Annotated in this window: 19 protein-coding genes; 13 read left to right on the top strand and 6 right to left on the bottom strand. The window is 55.9% G+C overall.

Features of this window, described 5'->3' with window-relative positions:
• The first annotated feature begins 11 nt into the window (after positions 1 to 11).
• From B3075_RS02305 to B3075_RS02315, 3 genes are all read left to right on the top strand, one after another.
• Entirely contained in the window at positions 12 to 1,583 is a 1,572-nt protein-coding gene (locus B3075_RS02305) for a 3-phosphoglycerate dehydrogenase family protein (RefSeq protein WP_290489488.1), read from the top strand.
• A gap of 144 nt (positions 1,584 to 1,727) precedes the next feature.
• A complete protein-coding gene (locus tag B3075_RS02310; RefSeq protein ID WP_290489487.1) occupies positions 1,728 to 2,777 on the top strand; it encodes a hypothetical protein in 1,050 nt (349 codons plus the stop codon).
• Positions 2,778 to 2,883: 106 nt separating this feature from the next.
• Positions 2,884 to 3,567 (top strand): 7-carboxy-7-deazaguanine synthase QueE, encoded by a 684-nt coding sequence (locus tag B3075_RS02315; RefSeq protein WP_290489486.1) that lies wholly within the window; start codon positions 2,884 to 2,886, stop codon positions 3,565 to 3,567.
• Positions 3,568 to 3,660: 93 nt separating this feature from the next.
• Here the strand turns inward: B3075_RS02315 and rho are convergent, their stop codons facing one another.
• Together rho and B3075_RS02325 are read right to left on the bottom strand one after the other, a co-directional pair.
• Positions 3,661 to 5,643 (bottom strand): transcription termination factor Rho, encoded by a 1,983-nt coding sequence (gene rho / locus B3075_RS02320; RefSeq protein WP_290489485.1) that lies wholly within the window; start codon positions 5,641 to 5,643, stop codon positions 3,661 to 3,663.
• A 51-nt stretch (positions 5,644 to 5,694) separates the two neighbouring features.
• The gene (locus B3075_RS02325; protein WP_290489483.1) at positions 5,695 to 6,450 is read right to left on the bottom strand and encodes a YebC/PmpR family DNA-binding transcriptional regulator; all 756 of its coding nucleotides are present in this window, start codon (positions 6,448 to 6,450) and stop codon (positions 5,695 to 5,697) included.
• Between the two features lie 537 nt (positions 6,451 to 6,987).
• Between B3075_RS02325 and B3075_RS02330 the strand changes: the two genes are divergently transcribed.
• Positions 6,988 to 8,406: a cation diffusion facilitator family transporter gene (locus tag B3075_RS02330; RefSeq protein WP_290489481.1), complete on the top strand. Its 1,419-nt coding sequence runs from the start codon at positions 6,988 to 6,990 to the stop codon at positions 8,404 to 8,406.
• 151 nt (positions 8,407 to 8,557) lie between these two features.
• Here the strand turns inward: B3075_RS02330 and B3075_RS02335 are convergent, their stop codons facing one another.
• Positions 8,558 to 10,303: a cation:proton antiporter gene (locus tag B3075_RS02335; protein ID WP_290489479.1), complete on the bottom strand. Its 1,746-nt coding sequence runs from the start codon at positions 10,301 to 10,303 to the stop codon at positions 8,558 to 8,560.
• Between the two features lie 509 nt (positions 10,304 to 10,812).
• On the opposite strand from B3075_RS02335, the gene B3075_RS02340 reads away from it, so the two are divergent.
• Positions 10,813 to 11,475 carry a hypothetical protein gene (locus B3075_RS02340; RefSeq protein WP_290489477.1) on the top strand — a complete coding sequence of 221 codons (663 nt, stop codon included), beginning with the start codon at positions 10,813 to 10,815 and terminating at the stop codon, positions 11,473 to 11,475.
• A gap of 59 nt (positions 11,476 to 11,534) precedes the next feature.
• Here the strand turns inward: B3075_RS02340 and queA are convergent, their stop codons facing one another.
• Entirely contained in the window at positions 11,535 to 12,524 is a 990-nt protein-coding gene (queA, locus tag B3075_RS02345; RefSeq protein WP_290489585.1) for a tRNA preQ1(34) S-adenosylmethionine ribosyltransferase-isomerase QueA, read from the bottom strand.
• Between the two features lie 93 nt (positions 12,525 to 12,617).
• Between queA and floA the strand changes: the two genes are divergently transcribed.
• From floA to B3075_RS02360, 3 genes are all read left to right on the top strand, one after another.
• Complete coding sequence (gene floA / locus B3075_RS02350; protein ID WP_022197821.1) at positions 12,618 to 13,667, top strand: flotillin-like protein FloA; 1,050 nt, start codon at positions 12,618 to 12,620, stop codon at positions 13,665 to 13,667.
• Between the two features lie 51 nt (positions 13,668 to 13,718).
• Positions 13,719 to 14,366: a hypothetical protein gene (locus tag B3075_RS02355; protein ID WP_290489475.1), complete on the top strand. Its 648-nt coding sequence runs from the start codon at positions 13,719 to 13,721 to the stop codon at positions 14,364 to 14,366.
• Between the two features lie 107 nt (positions 14,367 to 14,473).
• The gene (locus B3075_RS02360; RefSeq protein WP_290489473.1) at positions 14,474 to 15,256 is read left to right on the top strand and encodes a thiazole synthase; all 783 of its coding nucleotides are present in this window, start codon (positions 14,474 to 14,476) and stop codon (positions 15,254 to 15,256) included.
• A 42-nt stretch (positions 15,257 to 15,298) separates the two neighbouring features.
• Here B3075_RS02360 and B3075_RS02365 read toward each other — a convergent pair whose 3' ends face one another.
• Positions 15,299 to 16,603 (bottom strand): APC family permease, encoded by a 1,305-nt coding sequence (locus B3075_RS02365; protein ID WP_290489471.1) that lies wholly within the window; start codon positions 16,601 to 16,603, stop codon positions 15,299 to 15,301.
• 141 nt (positions 16,604 to 16,744) lie between these two features.
• Between B3075_RS02365 and B3075_RS02370 the strand changes: the two genes are divergently transcribed.
• From B3075_RS02370 to fbaA, 4 genes are all read left to right on the top strand, one after another.
• Positions 16,745 to 17,410: an HAD family hydrolase gene (locus B3075_RS02370; RefSeq protein ID WP_094136743.1), complete on the top strand. Its 666-nt coding sequence runs from the start codon at positions 16,745 to 16,747 to the stop codon at positions 17,408 to 17,410.
• Between the two features lie 59 nt (positions 17,411 to 17,469).
• The gene (locus B3075_RS02375; protein WP_143245665.1) at positions 17,470 to 18,582 is read left to right on the top strand and encodes an AI-2E family transporter; all 1,113 of its coding nucleotides are present in this window, start codon (positions 17,470 to 17,472) and stop codon (positions 18,580 to 18,582) included.
• Between the two features lie 3 nt (positions 18,583 to 18,585).
• On the top strand, positions 18,586 to 19,875 hold the full coding sequence (gene lysA, locus B3075_RS02380; protein ID WP_290489468.1) for a diaminopimelate decarboxylase: 1,290 nt from the start codon (positions 18,586 to 18,588) through the stop codon (positions 19,873 to 19,875).
• A 300-nt stretch (positions 19,876 to 20,175) separates the two neighbouring features.
• On the top strand, positions 20,176 to 21,207 hold the full coding sequence (gene fbaA / locus B3075_RS02385; RefSeq protein WP_012419773.1) for a class II fructose-bisphosphate aldolase: 1,032 nt from the start codon (positions 20,176 to 20,178) through the stop codon (positions 21,205 to 21,207).
• A gap of 400 nt (positions 21,208 to 21,607) precedes the next feature.
• On the opposite strand, the gene typA is transcribed toward fbaA, so the two are convergent.
• Entirely contained in the window at positions 21,608 to 23,443 is a 1,836-nt protein-coding gene (gene typA / locus B3075_RS02390) for a translational GTPase TypA (RefSeq protein ID WP_290489461.1), read from the bottom strand.
• A 207-nt stretch (positions 23,444 to 23,650) separates the two neighbouring features.
• On the opposite strand from typA, the gene ilvE reads away from it, so the two are divergent.
• Positions 23,651 to 24,517: a branched-chain-amino-acid transaminase gene (gene ilvE, locus B3075_RS02395; RefSeq protein WP_094136739.1), complete on the top strand. Its 867-nt coding sequence runs from the start codon at positions 23,651 to 23,653 to the stop codon at positions 24,515 to 24,517.
• Positions 24,518 to 24,529: the final 12 nt, after the last annotated feature.

The raw sequence follows: 24,529 nt of genomic DNA on the forward strand, positions 1-24,529 counted from the left end.
ACCGCACCAACATGAACAAGGTCCTTATTCCCACCAAACTCTCCGACGTAGCGGCCAACACGCTTAAAACGGCCGGCTATGAAGTCATCCAGGACGCTGATACGCCTCTGGAAAAACAGGTAGCCGCCCATCCGGATGCCGTGGCTCTGATCGTCCGCAGCGAAAAAGTCACTCCGGAAATCATGGACGCCCTTCCTTCCCTGAAGCTGGTCGTCCGCGCCGGAGCCGGTTACGACAACATCGACATTGTGTACGCCCGTAAAAAAAACGTGGATGTCATGAATACCCCCGGAGCCAATTCCAATGCCGTGGCGGAAGAGGTCATGGCCATGATTCTGGCCTACTACCGCCACATCGTCCAGGCGGACGCCACCACCCGGGAAGGCCTGTGGGAAAAGAAAAAATACATGGGCAGCGAGCTGACCAAAAAGACGGTGGGCATCATCGGCCTGGGCAACATCGGCCGCAACCTCGTCAAGCGCCTTCAGGGATTTGAACCCATTCTGCTGGGCTACGACCACTTTCTGGCACGCCAGCGCGCCCTGAACATCGGCGTCACCCCCACCAGCATTGAAGACATCTTCTCCCAGTGCGACATTATTACCCTGCACGTTCCGGGCGGTCCCTCCACCCACCACATGGTGAACGCGGAACTCATCGGCAAAATGAAAGACGGCGCAGTGCTCATCAACTGCTCCCGCTACGGCGTGGTGGATGAAGAGGCGCTGGCCGCCGCCAAGGCCGCAGGCAAAAACATCGGCTACCTGACGGACGTCCACCCCAAGGACGCGCCCGGAGAGAAGCCTTCCGCCCCCATTGCGGACCTGATTCTTCCCCACCTGGGAGCCAACACCCGGGAGGCCAATACGAAAGCGGCCAAACGCGCCGCGGAGCAGATGATCGCCTACTTTTCCGACGGCGACACCTCCTGCGTGGTGAACGGGGAATCCCCCAGCGGCCTCAATCCGGCCCATCTTCAACTGGCGTTTCTGCTCGCCTCCCTGGCGCGCAAGGCCGGCGGCAACAAGCCAATCCGCCGCGTGGAATGCACCTTTTACGGCAACCTGCGCATTTTCCGCAAATGGTTTACGGCCCCCATTCTGGAAGGCCTTCTGCCGCATGCGGAAAAAGGGCTCATGCCTGCCGCCGCGGAAGAATCCCTGCGGGAGCACGGCATCGTTTTCAAAGCGCGGGAACCCAAAGACGACAAACCTTATGAAGATTCCATCACGCTGGACGTGGCCATGGAAGAGGAAGAGGAATATTTCCACACCAGCGTGCGCGGCGTGGTGACGGAAGGCATCCCCATGATCTCCCGCCTGAACAATTTCAACGGATTGTACGCGGACCTGCGCGGCACGACATTATGCCTGCGCTACAAGGACCGTCCGGGTGTTATCGCTCGCATCGGCTCCGCCCTGTCTTCCCATGGAATCAACATTGACAACATCGCCGCCCCGGCCGACCACGCCACCAGGGAGGCCCTGACCGTGATCAAGACGAACCAGCCGGTTTCCGATGAGCTGCTGGATAAAATCGCGAAAGAGATAGATGCTATCTCCGCGTTCTCCCTGAATCTTTAACAGGGAAAAACGCGTTTCCGGAAACCTGCTTTCCAGACAGCCCGCTTCCTCCATCTCCGGAGGGAAGCGGGCAATTCTTATTGATGCCACATTGACAGGGCTCACCCATTTTTATACCGTTATCCGAATCGCCGGAACATGTTCATGCGTTACGTACTGCTTCTCCTGACCCTGTTAACCGCCGGATTTTCCGTCTGGTATTATCAACACCGCATTTCCCCGGAAGGAAAGGAACTGGCCGCCCAAAAAACTGCCCTGGAACAGAAGGCCGCAATATTGGAAAAAGCCGTTATCCAATCCCGAAAAAAACTGGATGCTGCCCAGGAAGCCTCCCGGGCGGCGGAAGAAGACATAGAAAAATTCCAGCAAGCTTATCTCGAACAAAAAAGGCAGCAGCATCAGGAAATCCAGGAGGCCGCCTACCAGAAAAGCGTGGCGGACCAGCAGGAAGAAGTGAAGGAACACGACCAGAAAATTGACCGGCTGCGCCGCCGCATGAAAAGGCAAAGGGAAAGCGCCAGATCCGCCAGGGAGGAGCTGCTCCGGAAGAGGGAAGGAATGAGAAACCAGCTTGACAGGCTGACCGACCAGCAGAGGAGCATTCAGACGGAACTGGAACAGGCGGAACGCGAACTGGCCCAAAAACGGGAAGAGGCCAAAAGCAGGAAAAAATTGTCCGGGACTGCCCCCCAGAAGGGGAATATCTCTGAACTTCAGGCACAAATGAACCTTATCCGCCAGAAAACCGCAGCTGCTAAGGAAAAAATGAGGGCCGCAGATGCTGCGCTGGAAACTCTGGAAGAGAAATCAGGCAAACAGGAACGCCTGATGCAGAAAGCGGAGGAAAAACTCACCGAACAGAAAAACAAGGTTCTGACGGACGATGGCTGGGACGAACCTGCCGTCCCGGAACCGGGCGACGAAGACTTGCTGGCTGCGGCCGAATACAGGGAACTGTCCAGAGACGTGCGGAAAACTCTGCAACAGGCCCGTGAAAAAGAAGAACAGGCATCCCGGGCCTATGACGAAGCCCGCGCGGCCATGCGGAAAGCCTCCAGGGAAGAAGTGAACAAGCTGGCAAAGAAGGAAAAAGACCATGCCTCCTTTCAAAAGCTGTTCACGGGCGCAGCCTCCGTCGCGGGATTCATCCTGCTCCTGTTCACGGGTGCGGCCTTCCGCAGCAGCAACAGTTGAACGCGCGCCGGAAAATAAAATGCGCGGAGAAAAAAGAAGCCCTCGCCTTCCTGCAGAGAGCCGTTGACGGGAGACGGGGATATGATAGTCTCAGGCCAGCCCGATCATGCTCACACTGGCCCAGATTCACGGACAACCGGAAATTTTTCATTCCATCCAGGGGGAAGGAGTCTCCCAGGGAACACCCTGCGTTTTCCTGCGCCTGGCGGGCTGCAATCTGGCCTGTTCCTGGTGTGACACAGCGTATTCCTGGAACGGAACGGCTCCCGTAGTGCGGCTCACGCCTGAAAAAGCGGCAAAGCTGGTGCTCCATTATCCCTGCCGCCGCCTGGTCCTGACCGGAGGGGAACCGCTTATTCAGCAAAAAGCGCTTCCCGCCCTGCTGCGCCTGCTGCCGGAGCATGCCGTGGAGATGGAAACCAACGGAACCATTATGCCGGATACGGCGCTGCTGAAACGCGTCACGCAATTCAACGTGTCTCCCAAACTGCCCCATTCAGGCAATAATGCCGTTAAAACGTGGAAACCGGATATCCTGCGCCGTCTGGCGGGTACGGAAAAAGCCTGGTTCAAATTCGTCGTGGCGTGTGAGGACGATGTCAGAGCCGTTCTGCGGCAGGCTTCCGAAACAGGCATCCCCCCGGAACGAATTCTGATCATGCCCCTGGCCTCCACACGGGATGAATTGGACGCCATGCGTGCGCAGGCGGTGGAATGGTGCCTCCGCTACAGTCTTCGTTTTTCAGACCGTCTGCACATCGCCATCTGGGACAGCAAAAAGGGCGTTTGAAGACACGCCTGATTCAATCGGGAAAGACCATGCTTCCCGCTTTTCCGAACGGAATTCCGCAAGCCTCCCAAAGCTCCGCGTCATTTGGGAAGCTTACGCTTTCTGTTTCAAATCCAGCAGCATCTGGGCATTGCTGGGGTACTTGTTCAGGAAGAACAGGAAACGCTCCATGGCTTCTACAGGTTTATGCCCGGCTAAAGCGCGGCGGATCAGGTTCATCTTGTACAGCCATGCTTCCGGCATAATCAACTCTTCCCTCCGCGTTCCCGATTTCAGAATATCCACGGCCGGGAAGATATATTGCTCCGCAATGCGGCGGTTCAGCACCAGTTCCATATTGCCCGTCCCCTTGAATTCCTGGAAAATCAGGTCATCCATGCGGCTGTTGGTTTCCACCAGGGCGGTGGCAATAATCGTCAGGGAACCGGCCTGGCGCGTATTGCGGGCGGCGGCAAAAAGGCGCCGGGGCATTTCCAGAGCGCGGGCGTCAATACCGCCGGACATCGTGCGGCCGCTTCCCTTGTCAGCGTTATTGTAGGCGCGGGCCAGGCGCGTAATGGAATCCATCAGCAGGAAGACATGCTGTCCCGCCTCTACAAGCCGCTTGGCGCGTTCAATGCAAAGTTCCGCCATGCGGCAGTGATCGCGCACCCTTCCATCATTGGAAGAGGCGTACACTTCGGCTCCGGGGAGGGAACGTTTGAACTCCGTCACTTCTTCCGGACGTTCGTCCACCAGAAGCACCATCAGGTGAATGGAATCCCTGTAATTCTCCAGAATGGCTTCCGCCATGTGCTGGAGCAGCGTCGTCTTCCCTGCGCGGGGCGGAGAAACAATCAGACCGCGCTGGCCGCGCCCGATTGGAGCAATCAGATCCAATGTGCGGGTGGTATAGCGCTCCGGCCGGGTTTCAAAGGAAATGCGCTTGTTAGGATTGACCGCCTTGAGTTCTTCAAAGTGCGGGTTTTTGCGCGCCTTTTCCGGAGCGACCCCGTTAACGGAGGCAATTTCCGTCAGAAGAATGCCGCGGTCATGGCGGCAGGCCTGCCCATGCACCCACACGGCAGGGCGCAAACCGAACTTGCGGATCATATCCTGCGGCACATAGACGGCTTCCGCAAAAGCGTCAAAATCATTATCCGGCTTCCTTAAAAAGCCGAACCCCTTATTCGTAATTTCCAGCAGCCCGTCCACCGGTTCCGGCGGAGCCAGCTCACGGGGGGCGCTGTTCTGAGGGGTTCCGCCCTCCTGGTGATTATTATTCCAGCGGTTTTTAACCCGGTCATTGCCGTTTCTGCCATTGCGGCCATCCTGGCGGTTATTCCGGTTTTTGTTGAAACGGTCGTTGTTATTCCGGCGGTTCTGCCTGTCAAAACGCTGCCTTTGAGGCTCATTCGTCCGGCGCGGTTCCCGGGCGGCATCTTCGGAAAAATCCGCCGCACCTTCCTGCACCACCTTGATGGACGGAGCGGAAGCATCCGCCTCCAGCTCCTGTTCCCTTGGTTTCCTCACAAATCTCTGGCGAATAACCTTCGGTCTGCCTTCCGCGGGCTGCTCCGGAACAGAATCGGAAGAATCGGAAGCCGGCTCGGCAGGAGCTACATGGGCGGCCATTTCCGCCTCGGGGCCTGCCGAAGCGCCTTTCTCCGGCGCAACAGCCTTGACAGCACGCCTGCGCACCGGTTTGACGGGGGCCTCCGTCCCGGAGACGACCGGAGAACCGTCAGTTTCCGGGATATCCTCCACAGGCTTCTTGCGCGGGCGTCCGCGCCGGGGCCTGGCAGGGACATCCTGCGCCTCTTCCACCGGGATTTCAGCACTGTTTTTACGGGCAGTCTTCTTCCTTGGCACATCAACACTTTCCACCCCGCCATCCGCCAATTCAGCGGCCTTCTTCCTTACCGCCCGCTTGCGGGGCGCCGGGGAAGAATCCTGTTCCGTCCCGGGCGCTTCCGCAACGGATTGGGACTTTGCCGGAGCTTCCGCCGCAGACCTGGCTTTGCGGACAATGCGTTTTTTAGGCGCCGGCTCCGGAGAAACCTGTTCCGGAGTCAAATCTGGGGGGGTATCAGACATGGAAAAGAAAATTGAACTGCAACAACAGGCGTCTTCTGAAAGACAACAGCGTTAATCAAGCTGCTCAAGGATTTCTTCCGCCACATCGAAATTGGAGAAGACATTCAGCGCGTCATCATAGTCGTCCAGCGCTTCATACAGGCGCAGGGCGGCTTTCGCCGTTTCCAGATCATTAATCACGGAAGCATTCTGCGCCACGGAAATCAGCTTCATGGAAATCACCGTATGTCCGGCTTCCCGCAGGGCGGCGCACACGTTATTCAACTCCGTTGGGCTCGTAACAAACACCCATTCATTGTCGGAATCACCCTGTTCCACATCATCCGCGCCGCATTCCAGCGCCAGATCCATTGCGGAATCCTCCGTAAGGCCTTCCGCCATAATGCGGGCCTCTCCCTTGCGTTCAAACTGGTAAGCCACGGAACCGGGGGTGCCGATGCTGCCTCCGTTTTTGGTGAACAGGGTGCGCAGCTCGGAAGCGGAACGGTTCGTGTTGTCCGTTGCCACTTCAATCAGGAAAGCCGTACCAGAGGGGCCGTAGCCTTCATAAGTAATCTCCTGGATAGTAGCTCCCCCCAGTTCCCCGGTGCCCTTCTTGATGGCGCGTTCGATATTTTCCTTGGGGGTGGACACGGCCTTGGCCCCGTCAATGGCGGCGCGCAGGCGCGGATTCAGATCAGGATCTCCGCCGCCGCTCTTGGCAGCCAGCATGATTTCATGGGCAAAGCGGGCAAAAACCTTACCCTTCTTGGCATCTTCCTTAGCCTTAACGTACTTGATCTTAGACCATTTATTATGTCCTGACATAGAATTGGGAATAATAGTAAGTGTAGGTGAAAAGAGAAAAACTAACAAGTGGAACTGTTCTTCAACCCGGGCAACACATTGTCATTTGCAAATACCACGCAGGAAGGGAATCAGGGTGCGGCCATCCGTAAATACGCTACAGGTACCGGATACTCTGCCGGGGAACATGCCGCGTGCTCTCAGGAGCTCCGGCTACCGCTTGGCAGTCACTCTCAACACACGCAAAATAACGTATTCCCCAGCATTGGCAATACTTTTTTAGGTCACGGCGACCGGCTGCTTTCAGAACTATCTCCTTCTGCCTTCAATGAATTTTTAATATATTTTGATTATTTAAAATAATAACTGCTATTTTTTTAATAGTGGAAATAAAAAAATATATCCGCGCAGCAGGCTCTTATTATGCCGTCCTGCCCCGATGATGAAGGGGGTGATTCCGTCATGGGTCAGAGCCTAAGTTTTAACGCCGCCTCTGTTATCATTGACTAAGAAAGGGAGGCGGGCTTAGATGTGCTCTTCTTTCTTTTCCCCTGTCTTATGGAACAAGCAGCGCACCAGGAAAAATCACATGCGGCCCTTTCCTCCGTCCTGTGGTCCGCCTTTTTGACGGTCATCAAACTCTGGGCCGGCATTGTAACCGGCAGCCTCGGCATTATTTCCGAGGCGCTGCACAGCGGGTTGGACCTGATGGCGGCGGCCATGACTTTTTACGCCGTAAAAGTGGCGTCCCGCCCTGCGGATGAAAGCCACCCCTACGGGCACGAGAAGGTGGAGAATCTGTCCGCCCTGGCTGAAACAGCCCTCCTTTTAGTCACTTGCGCCTGGATTGTCTGGGAGGCCGTGGACCGGCTGTTTTACAACGAGACGGAGATTACCCTCACCTGGTGGGCTTTTGCCGTCGTGGCCGTTTCCCTGCTGGTGGACGTGAACCGTTCCGCCATGCTCCGCCGGGTAGCCAAAAAGCACAAGAGCCAGGCCCTGGAAGCGGATGCACTTCATTTCACCACGGACATCTGGTCTTCCGCAGTCGTGCTCCTGGGTCTTTTCTGCATATGGCTGTCTCATCTGATTCCCGCAGAATCAGCTTGGCACGGCCTGCTGGAGAAGGCGGACGCCATTGCGGCCCTGTTTGTTGCGGCTCTGGTTTGTTCCGTGGCTTTCGGCCTTGCCAAACGCTCCATTCACGCCCTGATGGACGGAGGTTCTTCCTCCCTGACGCAGCAGGTGCTGGACGCCATGAAAAAGAATGCCCCGGATTATCCGGTCAAACGCATCCGCCTGCGCGACGGCGGCGCGCGCATCTTCGTAGAGCTGGACGTAGAAGCGCCTGCGGAACTGCACGTGGACGACGCCCATGACGTGGCGGAATCCATTGAAAACATTGTAAAGCATGAATTGCCGGAAGCGGATGTCATCGTTCATATCGAACCGGCGCGGGGGAATCCTTCCCATATGGAACCGGATATGATTATCCACCGGCTGGCCTTGCGCCACCACGTCCGCATTCACGGTTTTTATGCAAGCCACGGCAAACATGCCCCCTGTTATTTCATGGATGTGGAAATTCCTGCGGATTGGCCTCTGGAACGCGGTTACCAGGTGGTGGAGGCTTTCAGGAATTCCGTTCTGCATGAGCTCAAGCCGGAGAAAGTAATTTGCCGCATTGAACCGGATTGCCGCGACATGGAAACAAACGCCATTACGGAACAGGTTTCTCCGGAGGAAGTATGCCTGAAGGTAAATCTCATTCTCCAGCAGCACGGGAACATCCGCAAGGTTCTCAAGCTGGACCTGACTAGGGAGGACAATTTCCCGACCTTGATCTGCGTATGTTCCGTGGATGCCGCCCTGACTATTAGGAAATGCCACCAGATCGCCTCACAGCTGGAAAACCAGATAGAAAACGCACTGCACCACCTGGGACGCGTTACCGTCATTCTTAAACCGTCCAAATAGAACAGCAGTGGAATGACTGTTACCGGATTCCCGTAAAAACATATTCCGAATCCGGAGGAAGGCGGGTTCAGCAAACGCTGCCGGCATGCGGAAGGAGCACGGGAGCGCTCCGGGCATGGACGTCTCCGCCCGAACAAAGCGGAGCCAACAGTTATGAATGACCCGCAACGGAAACTCCGAGCCTTTCCCTGTCCAGCTCCGCACGAATGCGCAGGCGCTCGGAAACGATCTGTTCGTCGTCCGCGCCGCCTTCCCGCAGGAAATATTCCGCCATGGACAGGGCAACTTCCGATTCCGAGGAAAAAACCTGGGAAGCGCCGGCTTCCTTCAGAATATCCACATCCCTCATGTACTTGGTATGAATCATCACATCAATATGAGGGTTGAGATCCAGAGCCACGCCTACTATTTCCTTGGCATTCGGAATGGAAGCGGAGAGAATCAGGCTTTCCGCATATTCAATGCCCGCATGGCGCAGAATTTCCCGCTGGCTGGCATCCCCGTAAACAATGTCCCCTCCCTGTTCCCGTATAGCGGTAACCGTGTCTATGTTCATTTCCACGATGACGACTTCCACCCCGTTGTCATTCAGTATCCTTTTAAGGATGCGCCCCGTGGGGCCAAACCCTACCAGCACTACGCGCCGCGCATCCGTTGACGGGAGCGCCAGGCTGTTCACGCCTCCCAGGTCCGCAAGGCCGACGCCGCGCTTTTGCAGCCATTTGACTGCAGGCCCAATCTGCCGGTACAGGATGGGATTTAAGGAAATGGAGACAACCGCCGCCAGAATGATGGCCTGATTGGCATCCGGAGGCAGGATGTTGTACATGAGGCCTATTCCGGCGAGAATGAAGGAAAATTCACCCACTTGCGCCAGGGCCACGGATACGCTCAGCGCCAGCGGCACCGGCCGTCTCAGACAGCGGACAACCACATAAGCCGCCAGCGGCTTGCCGATCATCACCACCCCCAACGTTGCCAGGGCCAGAGGCCAGCAATCCCCCACGGACATCGGGTCAAACATCATCCCCACGGAAACAAAGAAGAGAACCGCAAAAGCATCCCTCATCAACATGGCTTCCGCCGCCGCGCGCGCGCAGAAGTCCGACTGCCCTACAACCATCCCCGCCAAAAACGCCCCCAAAACCATGGAAGCGCCAAAAAATTCCGCGGAGCATACCGCCACGCCCAGCGCAATGACCAGCACAGCCAGCGTAAACAAGTCGCGCGCGCCCGTCCGCGCCACGTACCGCAGCACCAGCGGAATGACTTTTTTCCCGGCAAACAGCGTCAGGGCCACCAGCAGCGCCAGCTTAACGAACATCCAGCCAAGCCCGGAAAGAATGCCGCCCCAGTCTCCGGCGCCGCTCTGGCGCGCTTCCATCACGGCGGGGATAAGAACCAGAAGCAGAATGGTAAACAGGTCTTCCACCACCAGCCATCCCAAGGCCACATGACCGCCGGGCGTATGGAGGTTCTGGTTGTCTTCCAGCACCCGCGTCAGCACCACGGTACTCGCCACGGAAATCGCCATGCCAAACACCAGCCCGGAAATCGTGGACCATCCGAACATCCACCCGACCAGCACACCCAGCACGGTAGCCACGGATATCTGGACAACCGCTCCCGGCACGGCCACTTTTTGCACGGCAATCAAATCCTTCAAATGGAAATGGAGCCCCACCCCGAACATCAGCAGAATAACGCCCAGCTCCGCGAATTGTTCCACCGTGTGGGAATCCGCAACAAATCCCGGCGAGTACGGACCAACCACCACTCCGGCCAGCAGATAGCCCACCAGCGGGGATAAATGCAGTTTTCTAGCAATAAGGCCGAAAAGAAGGGCAGCGGTCAATCCGCCGACAAAAGTGAGAATGAGACTGAAATCGTGATCCATACGCGCGTGACAGGGATAAGGGGTATCTTTAACCGTCGAGTCGTTTTTACGCTATCGCGTTTTATTTGCCCTCACAAGAACGCATTACGCCGCATGGAAATGCAGTCGCACTTTTTACATGAAAAAATGACCCCGGCAAATTTTCGCCATATTCTATTTGCGACCGCTCCCAATTGCATTTTCCCACACGGGATTCCTATCAAACGTGTTCATAAATTTTCGTCCTGTTCACCCTCGTGAATCTGTCGGGCCATTGTCCTGCACTGGCGGCCGGACAAACGGCCATGCATCGCCATCGGAAACCTTTACATCCCGTTTCCGGATAACGGAAATGATCCGGCGGCCCGAAAAAAATCAAACCGGGAACGACGGCCGGCCAGACGCCTTCGTTCTTGTATTCGGATATGCTCTACGCCCGCATGACGGAATTGGGAAGAATTTGCAAAATTATATCTGGATTTTCCATGAATTAATTTATTTTATATTGGAAATAATTGTTTTTTTAATCTATGCCTGAAGATGCCATATTCAAGGAGCTGTGGAACCTTCTCAAGAAGGAAATGGCCATGGGAGACGCCCCACTCCAGCAAAAACTGGAACAGTTCATTTTCCGCCAATACGGCCGGGCGGTCCTGGCGCATTATATCAAAGCCCTTTCAGCCCTGGAACTCAGCCGCCATTTCTACCTGCGGTTCCGTAGGAGGAGCCGTTCCGTCACGGAGCCCATTCTCTACTGGACCGTGCTTGCGGAAACAACCATTCACATGACGCTGGAAGGGGTAAAAGACATGCACCCCTTCATCTCCCTTCCGGCATGCGCCGGCGCAACCTTCCAGCTCGACATGTTGAAAGACTGCTACCTTCTTTATTTGAGGGACCGGGAATATCCCTGCTGGCCACGGGCCTCCCGCAAAAGACGCATCATCCGGAATAAATGGAACGCTCCGGAGCTGGAAGCCTCCTATTTCCCCCGGTTGTGCCGGAACAGCACGGACCGCCATTATGCCAACATGATGCATATTCTGCTGGAAGAAATACTGCATGCCTTGATTACCCTCCGCCAACTCAGGAACCACGGAAGGAGCCTGCTGGAATTCAGAAGAAGACAGCACCCCCATTCTTCTCCGGGCGGCGTTCCGCCGCCATCCCTCCGTCCGCAGCGCCCTTCGTAAAACAGGCTTTAACAAACATCCGCGCTTTTCCAAAAGATATTTGAAAAACCGCCGGGATGTTACAGAATCAGCATGCAGTCTCCGTAGGAAAAAAATCTGTACCGTTCCCGGATAGCTTCCAGATAGGCTTTCATGATCAGTTCCTTGCCCGCGAAAGCGCTGACAAGCATCAGCAGCGTGCTCTGCGGCAAATGGAAATTCGTGATCAGGGCGTCCACCACCTTGTAGTTGTAGGGAGGATAGATGAAGATGTTCGTTGAACCGGCGCACTCCCTCAACGGCAGACCCTCCGCCGTCGCCACATGTTCCAGAACCCGCACGCTGGTGGTGCCCACGGCAATGACCCTTCTGGCGTTATTGACCGCCCGGGCGGCGGCTTCAGGAAGAAAAAAATGCTCCGTGTGCATCTGATGGTCTTCAATCCTGTCCGCCTTGACGGGACGGAATGTTCCCACGCCCACATGCAGGGTCAAAAAATCATGAGGTACGGACGCCAGCAGCTCCGGCGTGAAATGCAGCCCGGCCGTAGGGGCGGCAATGGCCCCTTCATGCCTGGCGTAAACAGTCTGATAACGCTCCTTGTCGGAGGGGTCGCTTTCCCGGTTCATGTAATGGGGAAGAGCCAGGCGGCCGTATTTTTCCTCATCCACTTCCCGGTCAAACCGGATGAGGCGGTATCCCTCCCCATCAATGTCTTCCACGATGCCTACCGCCTCCCCGATGGCAACCGTACGCCCAGGCTTCATTTTGCGGCCGGGACGCACCATGCACTTCCATAAGAGGGGATTAAGCGCCTCTGCGCGCACTACTTCAATGGAACCGTCGTTGGAAAAATATCTTGCCGGAACCACTCTGGTGTCATTCAGGATAAAATGATCCCCTTCCCGCACATACTCCGGCAAATCGCAAAAATGCCTGTGCTCAATCATGCCCGTATCCCGATGAATGACCATCATCCGGGACGCGGCGCGATCCGGAAGGGGACGGTCCGCTATCAGTTCTTCCGGCAGCGGATAATCAAAATCAATGGTGCGCACGGCCAAGTGCATTGCCACGAATCCACTGAAAGGTCAATACCTTTAACCGCAGGTAACACAATTATATCTTTACCCCGCTTCGGCTCATATGGTATGGAAGGACACATGAACAACTTACTGTCAGCAAACATTTCCAACGCGACCGCGTGGGGAACCATTCTGGTCGTCGTCCTCGTCATCTTTCTGGTCATTTTCTTCGCCATCATCGCCAAATTCTTCAAAACATGGCTGCGCGCCCGTCTGGCAAAAGCGCCCGTCTCCATGAGCAACATGCTGGGGATGTGGCTCCGGAAAGTGCCCTACCCTCTGGTGGTGGACACCCGCATTACGGCCGCCAAAGCAGGTCTGGACATCAGCACGGATGAACTGGAAGCCCATTTTCTGGCCGGCGGTGACATTGTGGACTGCGTGCTCGCCCTGATTGCGGCGGAAAAGGCCGGCATCCCGCTGAGCTACGACCGCGCCTGCGCCATTGACCTGGCCGTGAAGGGCACCTCCAAAACCGTGCTGGAAGCCGTGCGCACCTCCATTAATCCCCGGGTCATCGACTGCCCGAACCCCAGCTCCGGCCAAACGCGCCTGACGGCGGTGGCCCGTGACGGCATCGCGGTGGCGGTGCGCGCCCGCGTAACGGTGCGCACCAACCTGGATCTCTTCGTAGGGGGCGCCACGGAAGAAACGGTAGTCGCCCGCGTTGGGGAAGGCATCGTTTCCGCCGTAGGTTCCGCCCCCTCCTACAAGGACGTTCTGGAAAAGCCGGAAGTGATCTCCCGCACTGTAAGCGACAAGGGGGTGGATGCCGCCACGGCGTTTGAAGTGCTTTCCATTGACATTGCGGATGTGGACGTAGCCGGCAACGTGGGCGCCCGCCTCCAGGCCGAGCAGGCGGAAGCGGACAAACAAATCGCCCAGGCCAAAGCGGAAGTCCGCCGCGCCGCCGCCGTAGCCACGGAACAGGAAATGGCTGCAAAAACGCAGGAAATGCGCGCCAAGGTGGTGGAAGCGGAAGCACAGATTCCCATGGCCATGGCGGAAGCTTTCCGCAACGGCAATCTGGGAGTGCTGGACTACGCCCGTTACCAAAATGTGGTGGCTGATACTAAAATGAGAGATTCCATCGCCCAACCGGATACTTCCCCCTCTTCCATCAAATAAATTCCCCGGCTTCCGGAAAGGCAGGTTCTTTTTCGGAAGCCTTTATTCTTTATGGATTTACCGGCATACATGCTCGCCTCCGGCGACGACAATAGCTTGAAACTCTGGTTCTGGCTGATTGTCGGGGTGATTTTTCTCATCAAAAAAGTAATCGAATTGTTGAAACCGGATGAAAAGGATGAGGAACCGCCTGTTCCGAATACGGAGAACCATCATGAAAAACGCGTCAAGGAAGTTATTGCGGAAATGCGCCGGACCAAGCCGCAGCCGCGGCAAATCCAGCCAACTCAATCTGCTGTACCTTCCCGCGCACCGCGCCCCTCAGCCTCTTCTGTAGAGCTTCCCTCCCCCGCCGTGACCCGCAAAACACGGCAGACCCCGACGCCAGAAGCCGCGCAACCTGTGGGAGCTGCCCGGCAGACGGAGCAAAATGTACTGGAACGCTATGTGAAAGCTACGGAAGAAGCCCGGCAGTCCATCCACTCCCTTTCCGATGCGGAACAGGAAGCTCTGCAACGTTTGCAAAAGAGCGGGAGGAAGGAACCTCAGCCTGGTTTTCTTCCGTCATCAGCCGCAGTGGAATCTCTTTCCCTGAAAAATTCCCTGCACCACCCCAACTCCCTGAAAGCGGCTGTTCTTTATCAGGAAATCCTTGGGAAACCCAGAGCCTTACGAAGCGCTTCCTTCAGCGGCGAATAAAGCATGGCCTTTCTTCCCGGATTATGTGCCGGCCAGCCGTCACGCGCTCCCTTTCTATCCATTCTCCCTTGCCTGGAAAGGCAAGCAGAGGTACTTTCCATTCCGCAATGACAGACACACCTTTGCAGATAGCCGGACGCCAGTTTACCTCCCGCCTGATGATGGGAACGGGAAAATTTTCTTCCAATGAGAGCATGAGAGAAGCTCTGGAAGCCTCCGGCTCCCAAATTGTGACGGTGGCTCTGCGCCGGGCGGATCTGACGGGGTCCCACGATCCCGCCGCCAATATTCTGGATTTTATTGATCCGGAAAAATACCTCCTGCTCCCCAACACCAGCGGAGCGACTACGGCAGAAGAAGCCGTGCGCCTGGCGCGCCTGGCGGCAGCAGCCGGACTGCCCAACTGGATCAAGCTGGAGATCCACCCGGACGCCCAGTATCTGATGCCGGATCCCATTGAAACGCTGAAAGCAGCGGAAATTCTGGTCAGGGAAGGCTTCACCGTGCTTCCCTACATTAATGCGGACCCCGTGCTGGCCAAACGCCTCCAGGAAGCCGGAGCGGCGGCCGTCATGCCTCTTGGCGCCCCCATCGGCACCAATAAGGGAGTTCTGACCCGGGAATTGATTAACATCATCATTGAACAGGCTGTTGTCCCCGTAGTGGTGGACGCCGGGCTGGGAGCGCCCAGCCACGCGGCGGAAGCTCTGGAAATGGGCGCGGATGCCGTGCTCGTCAATACGGCTATCGCCGCCTCCGGCTCTCCCTTCGCCATGGCGGAGGCATTCGCCCTGGCATGCCGGGCCGGACGCATGGCTTATCTGGCCGGCCTTCCCGCCGTTTCTTCCAAAGCCGCAGCCACCAGCCCCCTGACGTCCTTCCTGCATTAAAAAGGCCGGAAAAGGGCCCCGGTTTTCTCCCTCACCTGCGGTTCAAGAAACTTTAGGAGCATTTTTCTCGATCTTTCTGCGTATCAGGAACTCCAGAATGAAACAGGCGGCTACAAACAGCACAATCAGCGGAATCAGGTAAGGCTGGCTGAAGAACATCTGGTAAAAGAACGCCCCCAAAATAAACAGCATCAGAAGAAAGCCTAGGATAATAAGCAGCACATTTCCCCGCGTCTCTTTCCGGAGCCGCCAATGGGCGACAAACACCGCCAGATAGCTGATCAGGAAACAGGCCCCCGCCAGATTGGCGATGGCTACCAGATTAAAGGCATTCGTCATCACCAGAATCCCCAGCAGGAGATAGAAAAACCCCTCCGTCCCGTGTCCCCAGAAAGGCTGTTTAAAAATAGCTCCCAGCTGGCCGTTGCGCGCCAGCGCCCGGGAAATGTCCAGCATGCTGAACATAGTGGCATTAATGGCTGATGCCGTGGCAATGAGCGCCGCTACGGATACGGCCATGAAGCCCCACATGCCTAAAACCGGATAAGCGGCCTGGGCCACGGCTGTTTCCGTATGGCTCTCCAGGGAAGTGGCGGGAACGTTGGACAGTACTACATAGGAAAGGATCAAATACAGGACCAGTACAAGGCCAATAGCCAGAAAAATGGCTCTTGGCAACGTTTTGGAAGGATTTTTCAGATTGCCCGCCGTATTGGCCATCATTCCGTAGCCGGCAAACGCGAAAAATGTCAATCCCACGCTGCCCAGCAAACCGTCCAGTCCTTTCACCGGAATGGAATCCGCTCCCACTGGTACGGAAGAACCGAAGCTGGCAAGCATTAAAACAGTCAAAATCAACAACTTGAACGCGACCATGATCACTTCCGACTTTCCGACGGCCCTGGCTCCCCCCATATTCAATGCTCCCAGCAGCAAAATAGCCACACTGGCAAAAAGGGCCGTGGAATAAATGGTGACTGCCCTGTCCGGCAAAAACAGGCGGGACGCATAAGCCCCGAAGGACTTGGCCACCAGGGCCACGGTAATGACCAATGTCCCCAGATAAATAAGAGTCAATGCGCCGGACAGGGTTTTATGGGAAAAAGCTTCGTTGAAATAATCCATAATTCCTCCGGAACCGGGATAACGGGACCCCAGTTTGGCGTAAGTGTACCCGGAAAGCAGGGCTGCAACGCCTCCCAGAAAAAAGGACCAGTACACGTTTTTTCCCGCCATCAGGGTTGCCTGCCCCATGAGGGCGAAAATCCCCGCTCCCACCATGGACCCTATTCCCAGCGCGATGACGCTCCACAGGGACAGATATTCTTTTGGGGTCTTCCCGTACATAAGGGATTTAGAAAGACTACGGGAATGAAACGTTGACCTTTCCGCACGGGATGACACGTCCTGCCGATTCAGTTTCATCATGACTATTCCGGCACGGCTTTCCCCTTGAACCGGCCGTTGTCGGCATGTAGGGTACGGCTGATGATCAAAACCGCCATTTTTGATTTTGACGGAACTCTTGCGGACACCATACCCCTGTGCCGGGAGGCTTTCCGCCGCGCTATCCGGAAGCTGGACGGCAGAATATTGACGGATGAAGAAATTGAACTCCAATTCGGCCCGGACGATCTGGGAGTTATCCGGAAATTGATTCCCGGGAAGCCGGAACTGCATGAACGCGGCAGGGAATTATTTATTCACTATTACCGCAAGCTACACGCAGACCTGGCGCCCGTCCCCTTCCCCGGAGCAGCCGAACTGCTGAACACTCTCCGCAACCTCGGCATTCGGCTGGCCATGGTCACAGGCAAACGTCTGGAAAGCGCGGAAATATCCCTCCAGTTCTTCCATCTGTCCGAATTCTTTCCCATTCTGGAAACAGGTTCCCCGGAGGGAGGCGTAAAACCGGATCGCATCAAACGGGCTTTGGCCCGTTTGAATTCCGTTGCCTCGGAAGCCATCTATATTGGAGACGCCCCCACAGACGTGGACGCATGCCGATCTGTCCCTATCCGCATTCTCGCCGCAGGATGGGCTGCGGAGGCGGACATCAACGGCCTCAGGGAAAAAAAGCCGGACTTTCTCCTGACCCGTTTTGAAGACCTGGAACGTTTCTTCCGGGAACATCATGGGAATAAAGGCCTTTAAGATTGCAATCCCACAGAAAACAGGCTATTGCTATCCACCCCGTTCACATCAATCCTTCCATGACTTCCCAGAAAGAATCCGGAAAAGAGGGCCTGAAAGTTCTGCTCATGCTCGCCAGTGTCATTGTCATCACGGCCGGGTTGCAGGCGGGGAAACCGGTGCTCCTGCCCATTGTTCTGTCCAGCTTTCTGGCAATCGTCAGTTATCCGCTGACAACCTTTTTCAAGGGCCGACTTTGCTTCCCGCACTGGCTGGCGGTGACTTTCACGGTCATCATGGATTTTGGAATTCTGGTGGGCCTGGGCTATCTGGCCCAATATCTTGGGCAGGATTTAGCCAAAACGGCCACGGTCAAATACCAGCCCCTCATGATGGAGAAAATTCATGAACTTCGCGCTTTCCTGATTGAACGGGACTGGAACAACCTGGCTGACCAGATGCTTCAGGAACTTCCGGATCTGCTCAACGGGCAGCGCATCGTGGCGTTTTCCACAGGGGTGATGGGGCAGTTGGCTTCCATGCTGACCTTCACTACCCTGATTCTGATCCTGATGACCTTCTTTCTGGGGGAAGCACCGCGCTTCCGTGCGAACATCAACAAGCTTGGGCATAACAGCGACACTGGCATCCGCAAATTTTCCAAAGCTCTGGCCGGAGTTCAGAAATATCTGATTATCAAAACATTCATCAGCGCAGTTACAGGGCTTCTGGCATTCCTGCTTTGCTATTACATGAACGTGGACTTTCCGCTGCTGTGGGGTATCGTGGCTTTCGCCCTCAACTTCATTCCCACCTTCGGCTCCATCATCGCTGCTATTCCCCCCACGCTTCTTGCCATGCTTCTGATCAGCCCTACTGCGGGCATCATTGTAGCCGGCGGCTACCTGGTGATCAACACAGCTCTGGGGAGCTGCCTGGAACCCATGCTTCTGGGGCGGCAATTCGGCATTGTGACCAGTATGGTTCTGCTCTCCGTCATCTTCTGGGGCTGGGTATGGGGCCCCATCGGCATGTTGCTGGCCGTACCCATTACCATGTTGATTAAACTAGGGCTGGAAAGCTCCAAGGATCTCGCCTGGATCGCCCAGCTCATCGACAACCCTCCCACTCCCAGATTCCCTCTCCCTCCTCTCCATTCCGGGAAAACCAACGAAAGCACAACCAAGGAATAATCCATGCATTCATTCGCTTACAAAAACGGCACGCTCTACTGTGAAAACGTCAACCTTCAGGAACTGGCGGACAAGGAAAGCACACCCTTGTACGTTTATAGCAAACAAACCATTTTAAACCACTTTCACCGTCTCAGGGAAGCTCTGGCGCCGCTTAACGCGGAAGTGGCCTACGCCGTCAAGGCCTGCTCCAACATCGCCATCCTGAGCCTCATGGCCCGCAACGGGGCGGGATTCGACATCGTCTCCGGCGGAGAACTCTTCCGCGTTCTCAAAGCCGGCGGAGATCCGTCCAAATGCACTTATGCCGGCGTGGGAAAAACCGAGCAGGAAATCCGTTATGCCCTGGACCAGGGCATTTATTGCTTCAATGTAGAATCCGAAGCGGAACTGCGGGCCATTAACGCCATTGCCGCCTCCATGGGAGTCAAAGCCCCGGTAGCCGTGCGCGTCAATCCCAACGTAGAAGCGGGAACGCATAAATACATTACGACCGGCAAGGCTGAAAATAAATTCGGCGTGGATTTCGAACGCATTGAATCCCTCTATGAAATGGCGGCGCGCGAGCTTCCGAACCTGCATCTGAAAGGGCTGCAAATGCACATCGGCTCCCAGCTCACCCAGGCGAGCCCCTTCCTGGAAGCCGTCAGGAAAGTTGCCCCCCTGGCTGCTTCCCTGAAAGAAAAATACGGCATTGAATTCTTATCCATCGGCGGAGGCATTGGCATCGTTTACCAGGGCACGCTGGATTCCGGCGTTCAGGAATGGTGGAATGAGGACTGCGCTCAGCTCACGCTGAGCACGTACGCCCAAGCCGTCGTCCCCACACTGCAACCGCTGGGATTACACATTATTGTGGAACCGGGCCGTCTTATCGTAGGAAATGCAGGAGCGCTCATCACGCGTTGCCTGTATGAAAAAACCGGAAAAGCCAAAACCTTTAAAATTGTGGATGCAGGGATGAACGACCTTATCCGCCCCGCCCTCTACCAGGGATATCATGAAATTATTCCGGTCAAAGAACATCCCTCAGCCCCCTGCGTCACAGCGGATGTCGTGGGTCCCATCTGCGAATCAGGAGACTTCCTTGCCCAGAACAGGGACATGGCGGATGTGCGCCAGGGAGAGCTTCTGGCCGTACTGTCCGCCGGAGCCTATGGTTTTTCCATGTCTTCCAACTACAATTCACGGCCCATGGCGGAAGAAGTCCTGGTGGACGGGGACCAATGGAACGTCATTCGTAACCGCCAAAGCTGGGAAGACCTCATCCGGGGAGAATCCATTCCGGAATAATATCTCTCATCCCACCCCCATCTTTACTACGGGATGCCCTTCCAACGGCAAAACGAAGGAGGGGCATCTCCTTTCAGCCGTACTGAGCGGAAAACAAAGCAGCATTTTCAGGTCCGCCAATCCACGCGGAGCCCTTTCCGGAGACGCCGCACGCCACTGCCGTACGGACTCCGGAGGACCGGTCCTGCCGCAAGTAAAAATGCGCCGGACATGAACATGCCCCCAAGAGCGCCGCAACCCCGGCGTGCGCCTGAGTTCAGCCTTGCCCTTCCGGAAAAAAACACCTATCATATCCCCGTTATGCCAATAGCCACACCAGAACAATACATTACCATGCTTGAAACGGCCAAAAAGGAAGGCTACGCCTATCCGGCCGTTAACGTGACCACGATCGAAGTCATCAACGGCGCCCTCCGCGCTTTCTCCGAAGCCAAAAGCGACGGCATCATTCAGGTTTCCATCGGTGGCGGCAAATTCGCCTCCGGCAGCTCCGTAGGCAATTCCGCCCTTGGCGCCATTGTTCTGGCGGAAGCCACGCGCCGTCTGGCTGAAAAGCACAACGTTCTTGTGGCCCTCCACACGGACCACTGCCAGCCCGAACACGTGGATACCTTCCTGCGTCCTCTGATCGCCGAATCCCGCCGCCGCGTGGAACGCGGTGAAGCCCCCCTCTTCAATTCCCACATGCTGGACGCCTCCACGCTTCCCATGGCGGAAAACCTCAAGCTTTCCCGGGAACTGCTGAAGGAATGCGCCGAACTGGGCATCGTTCTTGAAATCGAAATCGGCGTTGTGGGCGGAGAAGAAGACGGAGTGGACAACTCCGGCCATCCCGCCGACAAGCTTTACACCTCTCCGGAAGACATGCTGATGACGTATGAAGCCCTTGCTCCCCTCGGCAAATTCATGCTGGCCGCCACTTTCGGCAACGTGCACGGCGTGTACAAGCCCGGCCACGTCAAGCTGAAACCCAGCATTCTGCGGGACGGCCAGGAAGCTGTGGTCGCCAAACACGGCGAAGCGGCTCGCATGCCCCTCGTCTTCCACGGCGGTTCCGGTTCCGAACTCTCCGATATCCGCGAAGCCGTTTCCTACGGCGTCGTCAAGATGAACATCGACACCGACACGCAATACGCCTTCACCCGCCCGATCGTCTCCCATATGTGCGAACACATCAACGGAGTGCTCAAGATTGACGGTGAAGTGGGCAACAAGAAGGATTACGATCCCCGCTCCTATCTCGCCAAGGGTGAAAAGGGAGTCGCCGCCCGTCTTCAGGAAGCCGCAGACAACCTCATGTCCGCCGGCAAGACCCTCTTTGGCAAAATCTAAAAAGAGTTCCCTCAACGAATTTGATGCCATGCCCGGTTTCTTAAAAGAAACCGGGCATTTTTTCTGGAAAAACCCGCCAGCAGGGTAAGGAGGGAAACACTTTCACCGGGTATCTATCCCTCTGAGACGACGGGAAAAACGAACCGTTCTCCGTCTTCTTCTTTTCTGCCCTCCAGCTTCCTCGCCCTCCGATTGATTATGGGGGGACCATTAACACGCATTCTTCCACAAGAGAACAGTCACGGGCATATAAAACGATAGCCGTACAGGAAAAACGGGAAACATTTACAATGGAACAAGGATATTCCTCCGCTCAGAGGAATACAGAAAATCCGGCAGGGAGGCTCTACCTCGGCCCGCTTGTAAAACACAGGCACCTTTCCCCAGCGCTTCAGGCCCCTTAATTTCCAGCTTTGCGGGATTCTCTTACCCGGTCATTGGCGTTCAGGATGCGCTTGCGCAAACGGATAAAATGAGGCGTAGCCTCCACCAGTTCATCAGGTTCAATGTATTCAATGGCACGCTCCAGGGAAAAAATGACGGGAGGGGAGAGCTGGATGCCGTCTCCCTTCGTGGCTGAACGGATGTTGTTCAGGTGCTTTTCCTTGCACGGGTTGACCGGCATATCCATCTGCCGCGGGTTTTCACCTACAATCTGCCCTTCGTAAATATCTTCCTGCGGCCCCACAAACAGACGTCCGCGTTCTTCCAGCGCCACCAGCGCGAACGGGGTGGAAACGCCCGTTTCCATAGAAACCAGGGTGCCGGTGGTACGCGTCGTGATGTCCCCGGCGTAAGGCCCGTAATCCCGGAACAGGTGGGAGAAAATGCCGTGGCCGGACGTCAGGTTAACCAGCTCAAATTCAAACCCGATAATACCGCGGGTGGGAATATAAGCCTGAATGAACGTATGGCCCGTGCCTTCCCTGCATACCATGTCTTCCATCTGTCCCTTGCGGGCGTTAAGGAGTTTCATGACGCCGTTGGCGTGTTCGTCCGGAACTTCTACGTACATCGTTTCATACGGTTCCGTAAGACGGTCGTTTTCATCCCTCTTCATGATCACGGTAGGACGGGAAACGCACAGTTCGTAATTCTCCCGGCGCATAGTCTCCACCAGCACGGCAATCTGCATGGCGCCGCGGGCGGAAACGGAGAAAACGCCGGCCTTGTCCGTATCTTCCACCTGGATGGAAATATTCGTCCGCATTTCCCTCATCAGGCGGTCGCGTATCACGCGGGAAGTCACGTTCTTGCCGTCTCGTCCCCCGAAAGGCCCGTTGTTGATGGAAAATTCCATGGAAATGGTAGGAGGATCAATCGCCACGAATGGCAGGGGTTCCGTATCCGCGGAACCGCCCAGGGTTTCCCCGATGTTGACGTTTTCAAACCCCGCCACACCCACGATGTTGCCTGCCACGCCAATGGCCGAATCCGTAGTGTTCAATCCGGAATATTCAAACATGCGGGTCACTTTTCCGGAAATGCAGGAGCCGTCGCTCTGATGGAGCCACACGGTATCCCCTTTCTTCACGGTGCCGGAAGTAATGCGCCCGATGGCCACACGGCCCACATAATCGTCCCAGTCAATATTGGAAACGAGCATCTTGAATTCACCCTCCGGATCGGCATCCTTCGGAGCGGGGATATGTTCCACAATCTTGAACAAAAGAGGCGTGCAGTCCACGGGGGGATCCCCTTCCATGGAATTCATGAAGTAGCCGTCGCGGGCGGAACCGTACACGAAGGGGGCTTCAAATTGTTCATCCGTGGCGCCCAGCTCCAGAAAAAGCTCCAGCACCTGGTCATGCACGGCGGCGGGATCGGCATGCGGACGGTCAATCTTGTTAATGACGACAATGGGCATCAGCCCTTCCTGCAGGGCCTTGCGGAGCACAAAACGCGTCTGGGCCTGCGGCCCTTCAAAAGCGTCCACCACCAGAAGCACGCCATCCACCATTTTCATCACGCGCTCCACTTCCCCGCCGAAATCCGCGTGGCCGGGAGTATCCACAATGTTGATCGTGTACCCATTCCAGAGGATGGATGTATTCTTGGCCTTGATCGTGATGCCTTTTTCTCGTTCCAGATCCATGGAATCCATGGCGCGTTCCTGCACGGCCTGGTTGGCACGGTAGGCGCCCCCCGCCTGCAAAAGTTGGTCAACCAGGGTCGTCTTCCCATGGTCAACGTGAGCGATAATGGCGAGGTTGCGGAACTTGGAAGGGTCTGACATTGCGCGCGAGAGCTAAAAACACTGGAAAATAAATGTCAAGCCTGCTCCATGAATACCGCTTATATTTTCAGCATTTGCAAGTCACCGTGCCCTTATTGCCGCAAGTGCTGGAACTTTTATGTTCCTCCGGTGCATTTATAGCTTTCCCCCCTCCTGAAATAGGAGTATTCTGCTTGGGCACAAGTAATTTCTCAATTCTAGATAACAATGAAGATTTGGTTAGATGGAAAGCTGGTGGAACAAGAAGAAGCGAAAACCTCGGTTTTTGACCACGGCACACTCTACGGAGACGGCATCTTTGAAGGTATCCGGTTCTATAACAAACGCGTTTTCCGCCTGGAAGACCACATGGACCGCCTGTACGACTGCGCCCATTATCTGTTGCTGGATATTCCTTACACTCAGGAAGAACTCTCCAACGCCGTATGTGAAACGGTCGCTGCCTCCGGCCTGAACGACGGCTATATCCGTCTGGTTGTTACCCGCGGCGTCGGCAATCTGGGACTCAACCCATTCAACTGCAAACGTTCCTGCGTCTTCATCATTGCGGATAAAATCTCCCTGTACGATCCGGCCGTATATGAAAACGGACTGGCCCTGATTACCAGTTCCGTACGGCGCAACCGTCCGGATACTGTCTGTCCGCAGGTCAAGTCGCTCAATTATCTCAACAACATCCTGGCCAAAATGGAAGCTGTTCGCCAGGGTGCGGCGGAAGCCCTGATGCTGAATGACCTGGGTAATGTGGCCGAATGCACGGGCGACAACATTTTCATTGTGAAGGACGGCGCCGTATTCACGCCGCCAGTTACAGACGGCTGCCTGGACGGCATCACGCGCCGGGTAGTGCTGGAAATCTGCCGGGAACTGCAAATCCCGGCGAAGGAAAAAACCATGAACCGCTTTACCATCACCTGTGCGGATGAATGCTTCCTGACCGGTACTGCTGCGGAGTGCGTTCCCGTAACCAAACTGGACGGCTATCAGTTGGGTTCTGGAAAAATCGGTCCTGTCACGGCCCGAATCCTGGCCCGCTTCCAGGAACTGACCCAGACCACGGGAACATCCTGCTAGAATCGGCATCTC

Origin of the sequence: Akkermansia sp. UBA7090 (assembly GCF_002493465.1) — a bacterium.
Classification (GTDB): Bacteria; Verrucomicrobiota; Verrucomicrobiia; order Verrucomicrobiales; family Akkermansiaceae; genus Akkermansia; species Akkermansia muciniphila_A.

Coding starts and splice junctions, on each gene's coding strand:
- B3075_RS02305 (WP_290489488.1), top strand. CDS start 12: ATGAACAAGGTCCTTATTCCCACCAAACTCTCCGACGTAGCGGCCAAC.
- B3075_RS02310 (WP_290489487.1), top strand. CDS start 1,728: ATGCGTTACGTACTGCTTCTCCTGACCCTGTTAACCGCCGGATTTTCC.
- B3075_RS02315 (WP_290489486.1), top strand. CDS start 2,884: ATGCTCACACTGGCCCAGATTCACGGACAACCGGAAATTTTTCATTCC.
- rho (WP_290489485.1), bottom strand. CDS start 5,643: ATGTCTGATACCCCCCCAGATTTGACTCCGGAACAGGTTTCTCCGGAG.
- B3075_RS02325 (WP_290489483.1), bottom strand. CDS start 6,450: ATGTCAGGACATAATAAATGGTCTAAGATCAAGTACGTTAAGGCTAAG.
- B3075_RS02330 (WP_290489481.1), top strand. CDS start 6,988: ATGGAACAAGCAGCGCACCAGGAAAAATCACATGCGGCCCTTTCCTCC.
- B3075_RS02335 (WP_290489479.1), bottom strand. CDS start 10,303: ATGGATCACGATTTCAGTCTCATTCTCACTTTTGTCGGCGGATTGACC.
- B3075_RS02340 (WP_290489477.1), top strand. CDS start 10,813: ATGCCTGAAGATGCCATATTCAAGGAGCTGTGGAACCTTCTCAAGAAG.
- queA (WP_290489585.1), bottom strand. CDS start 12,524: ATGCACTTGGCCGTGCGCACCATTGATTTTGATTATCCGCTGCCGGAA.
- floA (WP_022197821.1), top strand. CDS start 12,618: ATGAACAACTTACTGTCAGCAAACATTTCCAACGCGACCGCGTGGGGA.
- B3075_RS02355 (WP_290489475.1), top strand. CDS start 13,719: ATGGATTTACCGGCATACATGCTCGCCTCCGGCGACGACAATAGCTTG.
- B3075_RS02360 (WP_290489473.1), top strand. CDS start 14,474: ATGACAGACACACCTTTGCAGATAGCCGGACGCCAGTTTACCTCCCGC.
- B3075_RS02365 (WP_290489471.1), bottom strand. CDS start 16,603: ATGTACGGGAAGACCCCAAAAGAATATCTGTCCCTGTGGAGCGTCATC.
- B3075_RS02370 (WP_094136743.1), top strand. CDS start 16,745: ATGATCAAAACCGCCATTTTTGATTTTGACGGAACTCTTGCGGACACC.
- B3075_RS02375 (WP_143245665.1), top strand. CDS start 17,470: ATGACTTCCCAGAAAGAATCCGGAAAAGAGGGCCTGAAAGTTCTGCTC.
- lysA (WP_290489468.1), top strand. CDS start 18,586: ATGCATTCATTCGCTTACAAAAACGGCACGCTCTACTGTGAAAACGTC.
- fbaA (WP_012419773.1), top strand. CDS start 20,176: ATGCCAATAGCCACACCAGAACAATACATTACCATGCTTGAAACGGCC.
- typA (WP_290489461.1), bottom strand. CDS start 23,443: ATGTCAGACCCTTCCAAGTTCCGCAACCTCGCCATTATCGCTCACGTT.
- ilvE (WP_094136739.1), top strand. CDS start 23,651: ATGAAGATTTGGTTAGATGGAAAGCTGGTGGAACAAGAAGAAGCGAAA.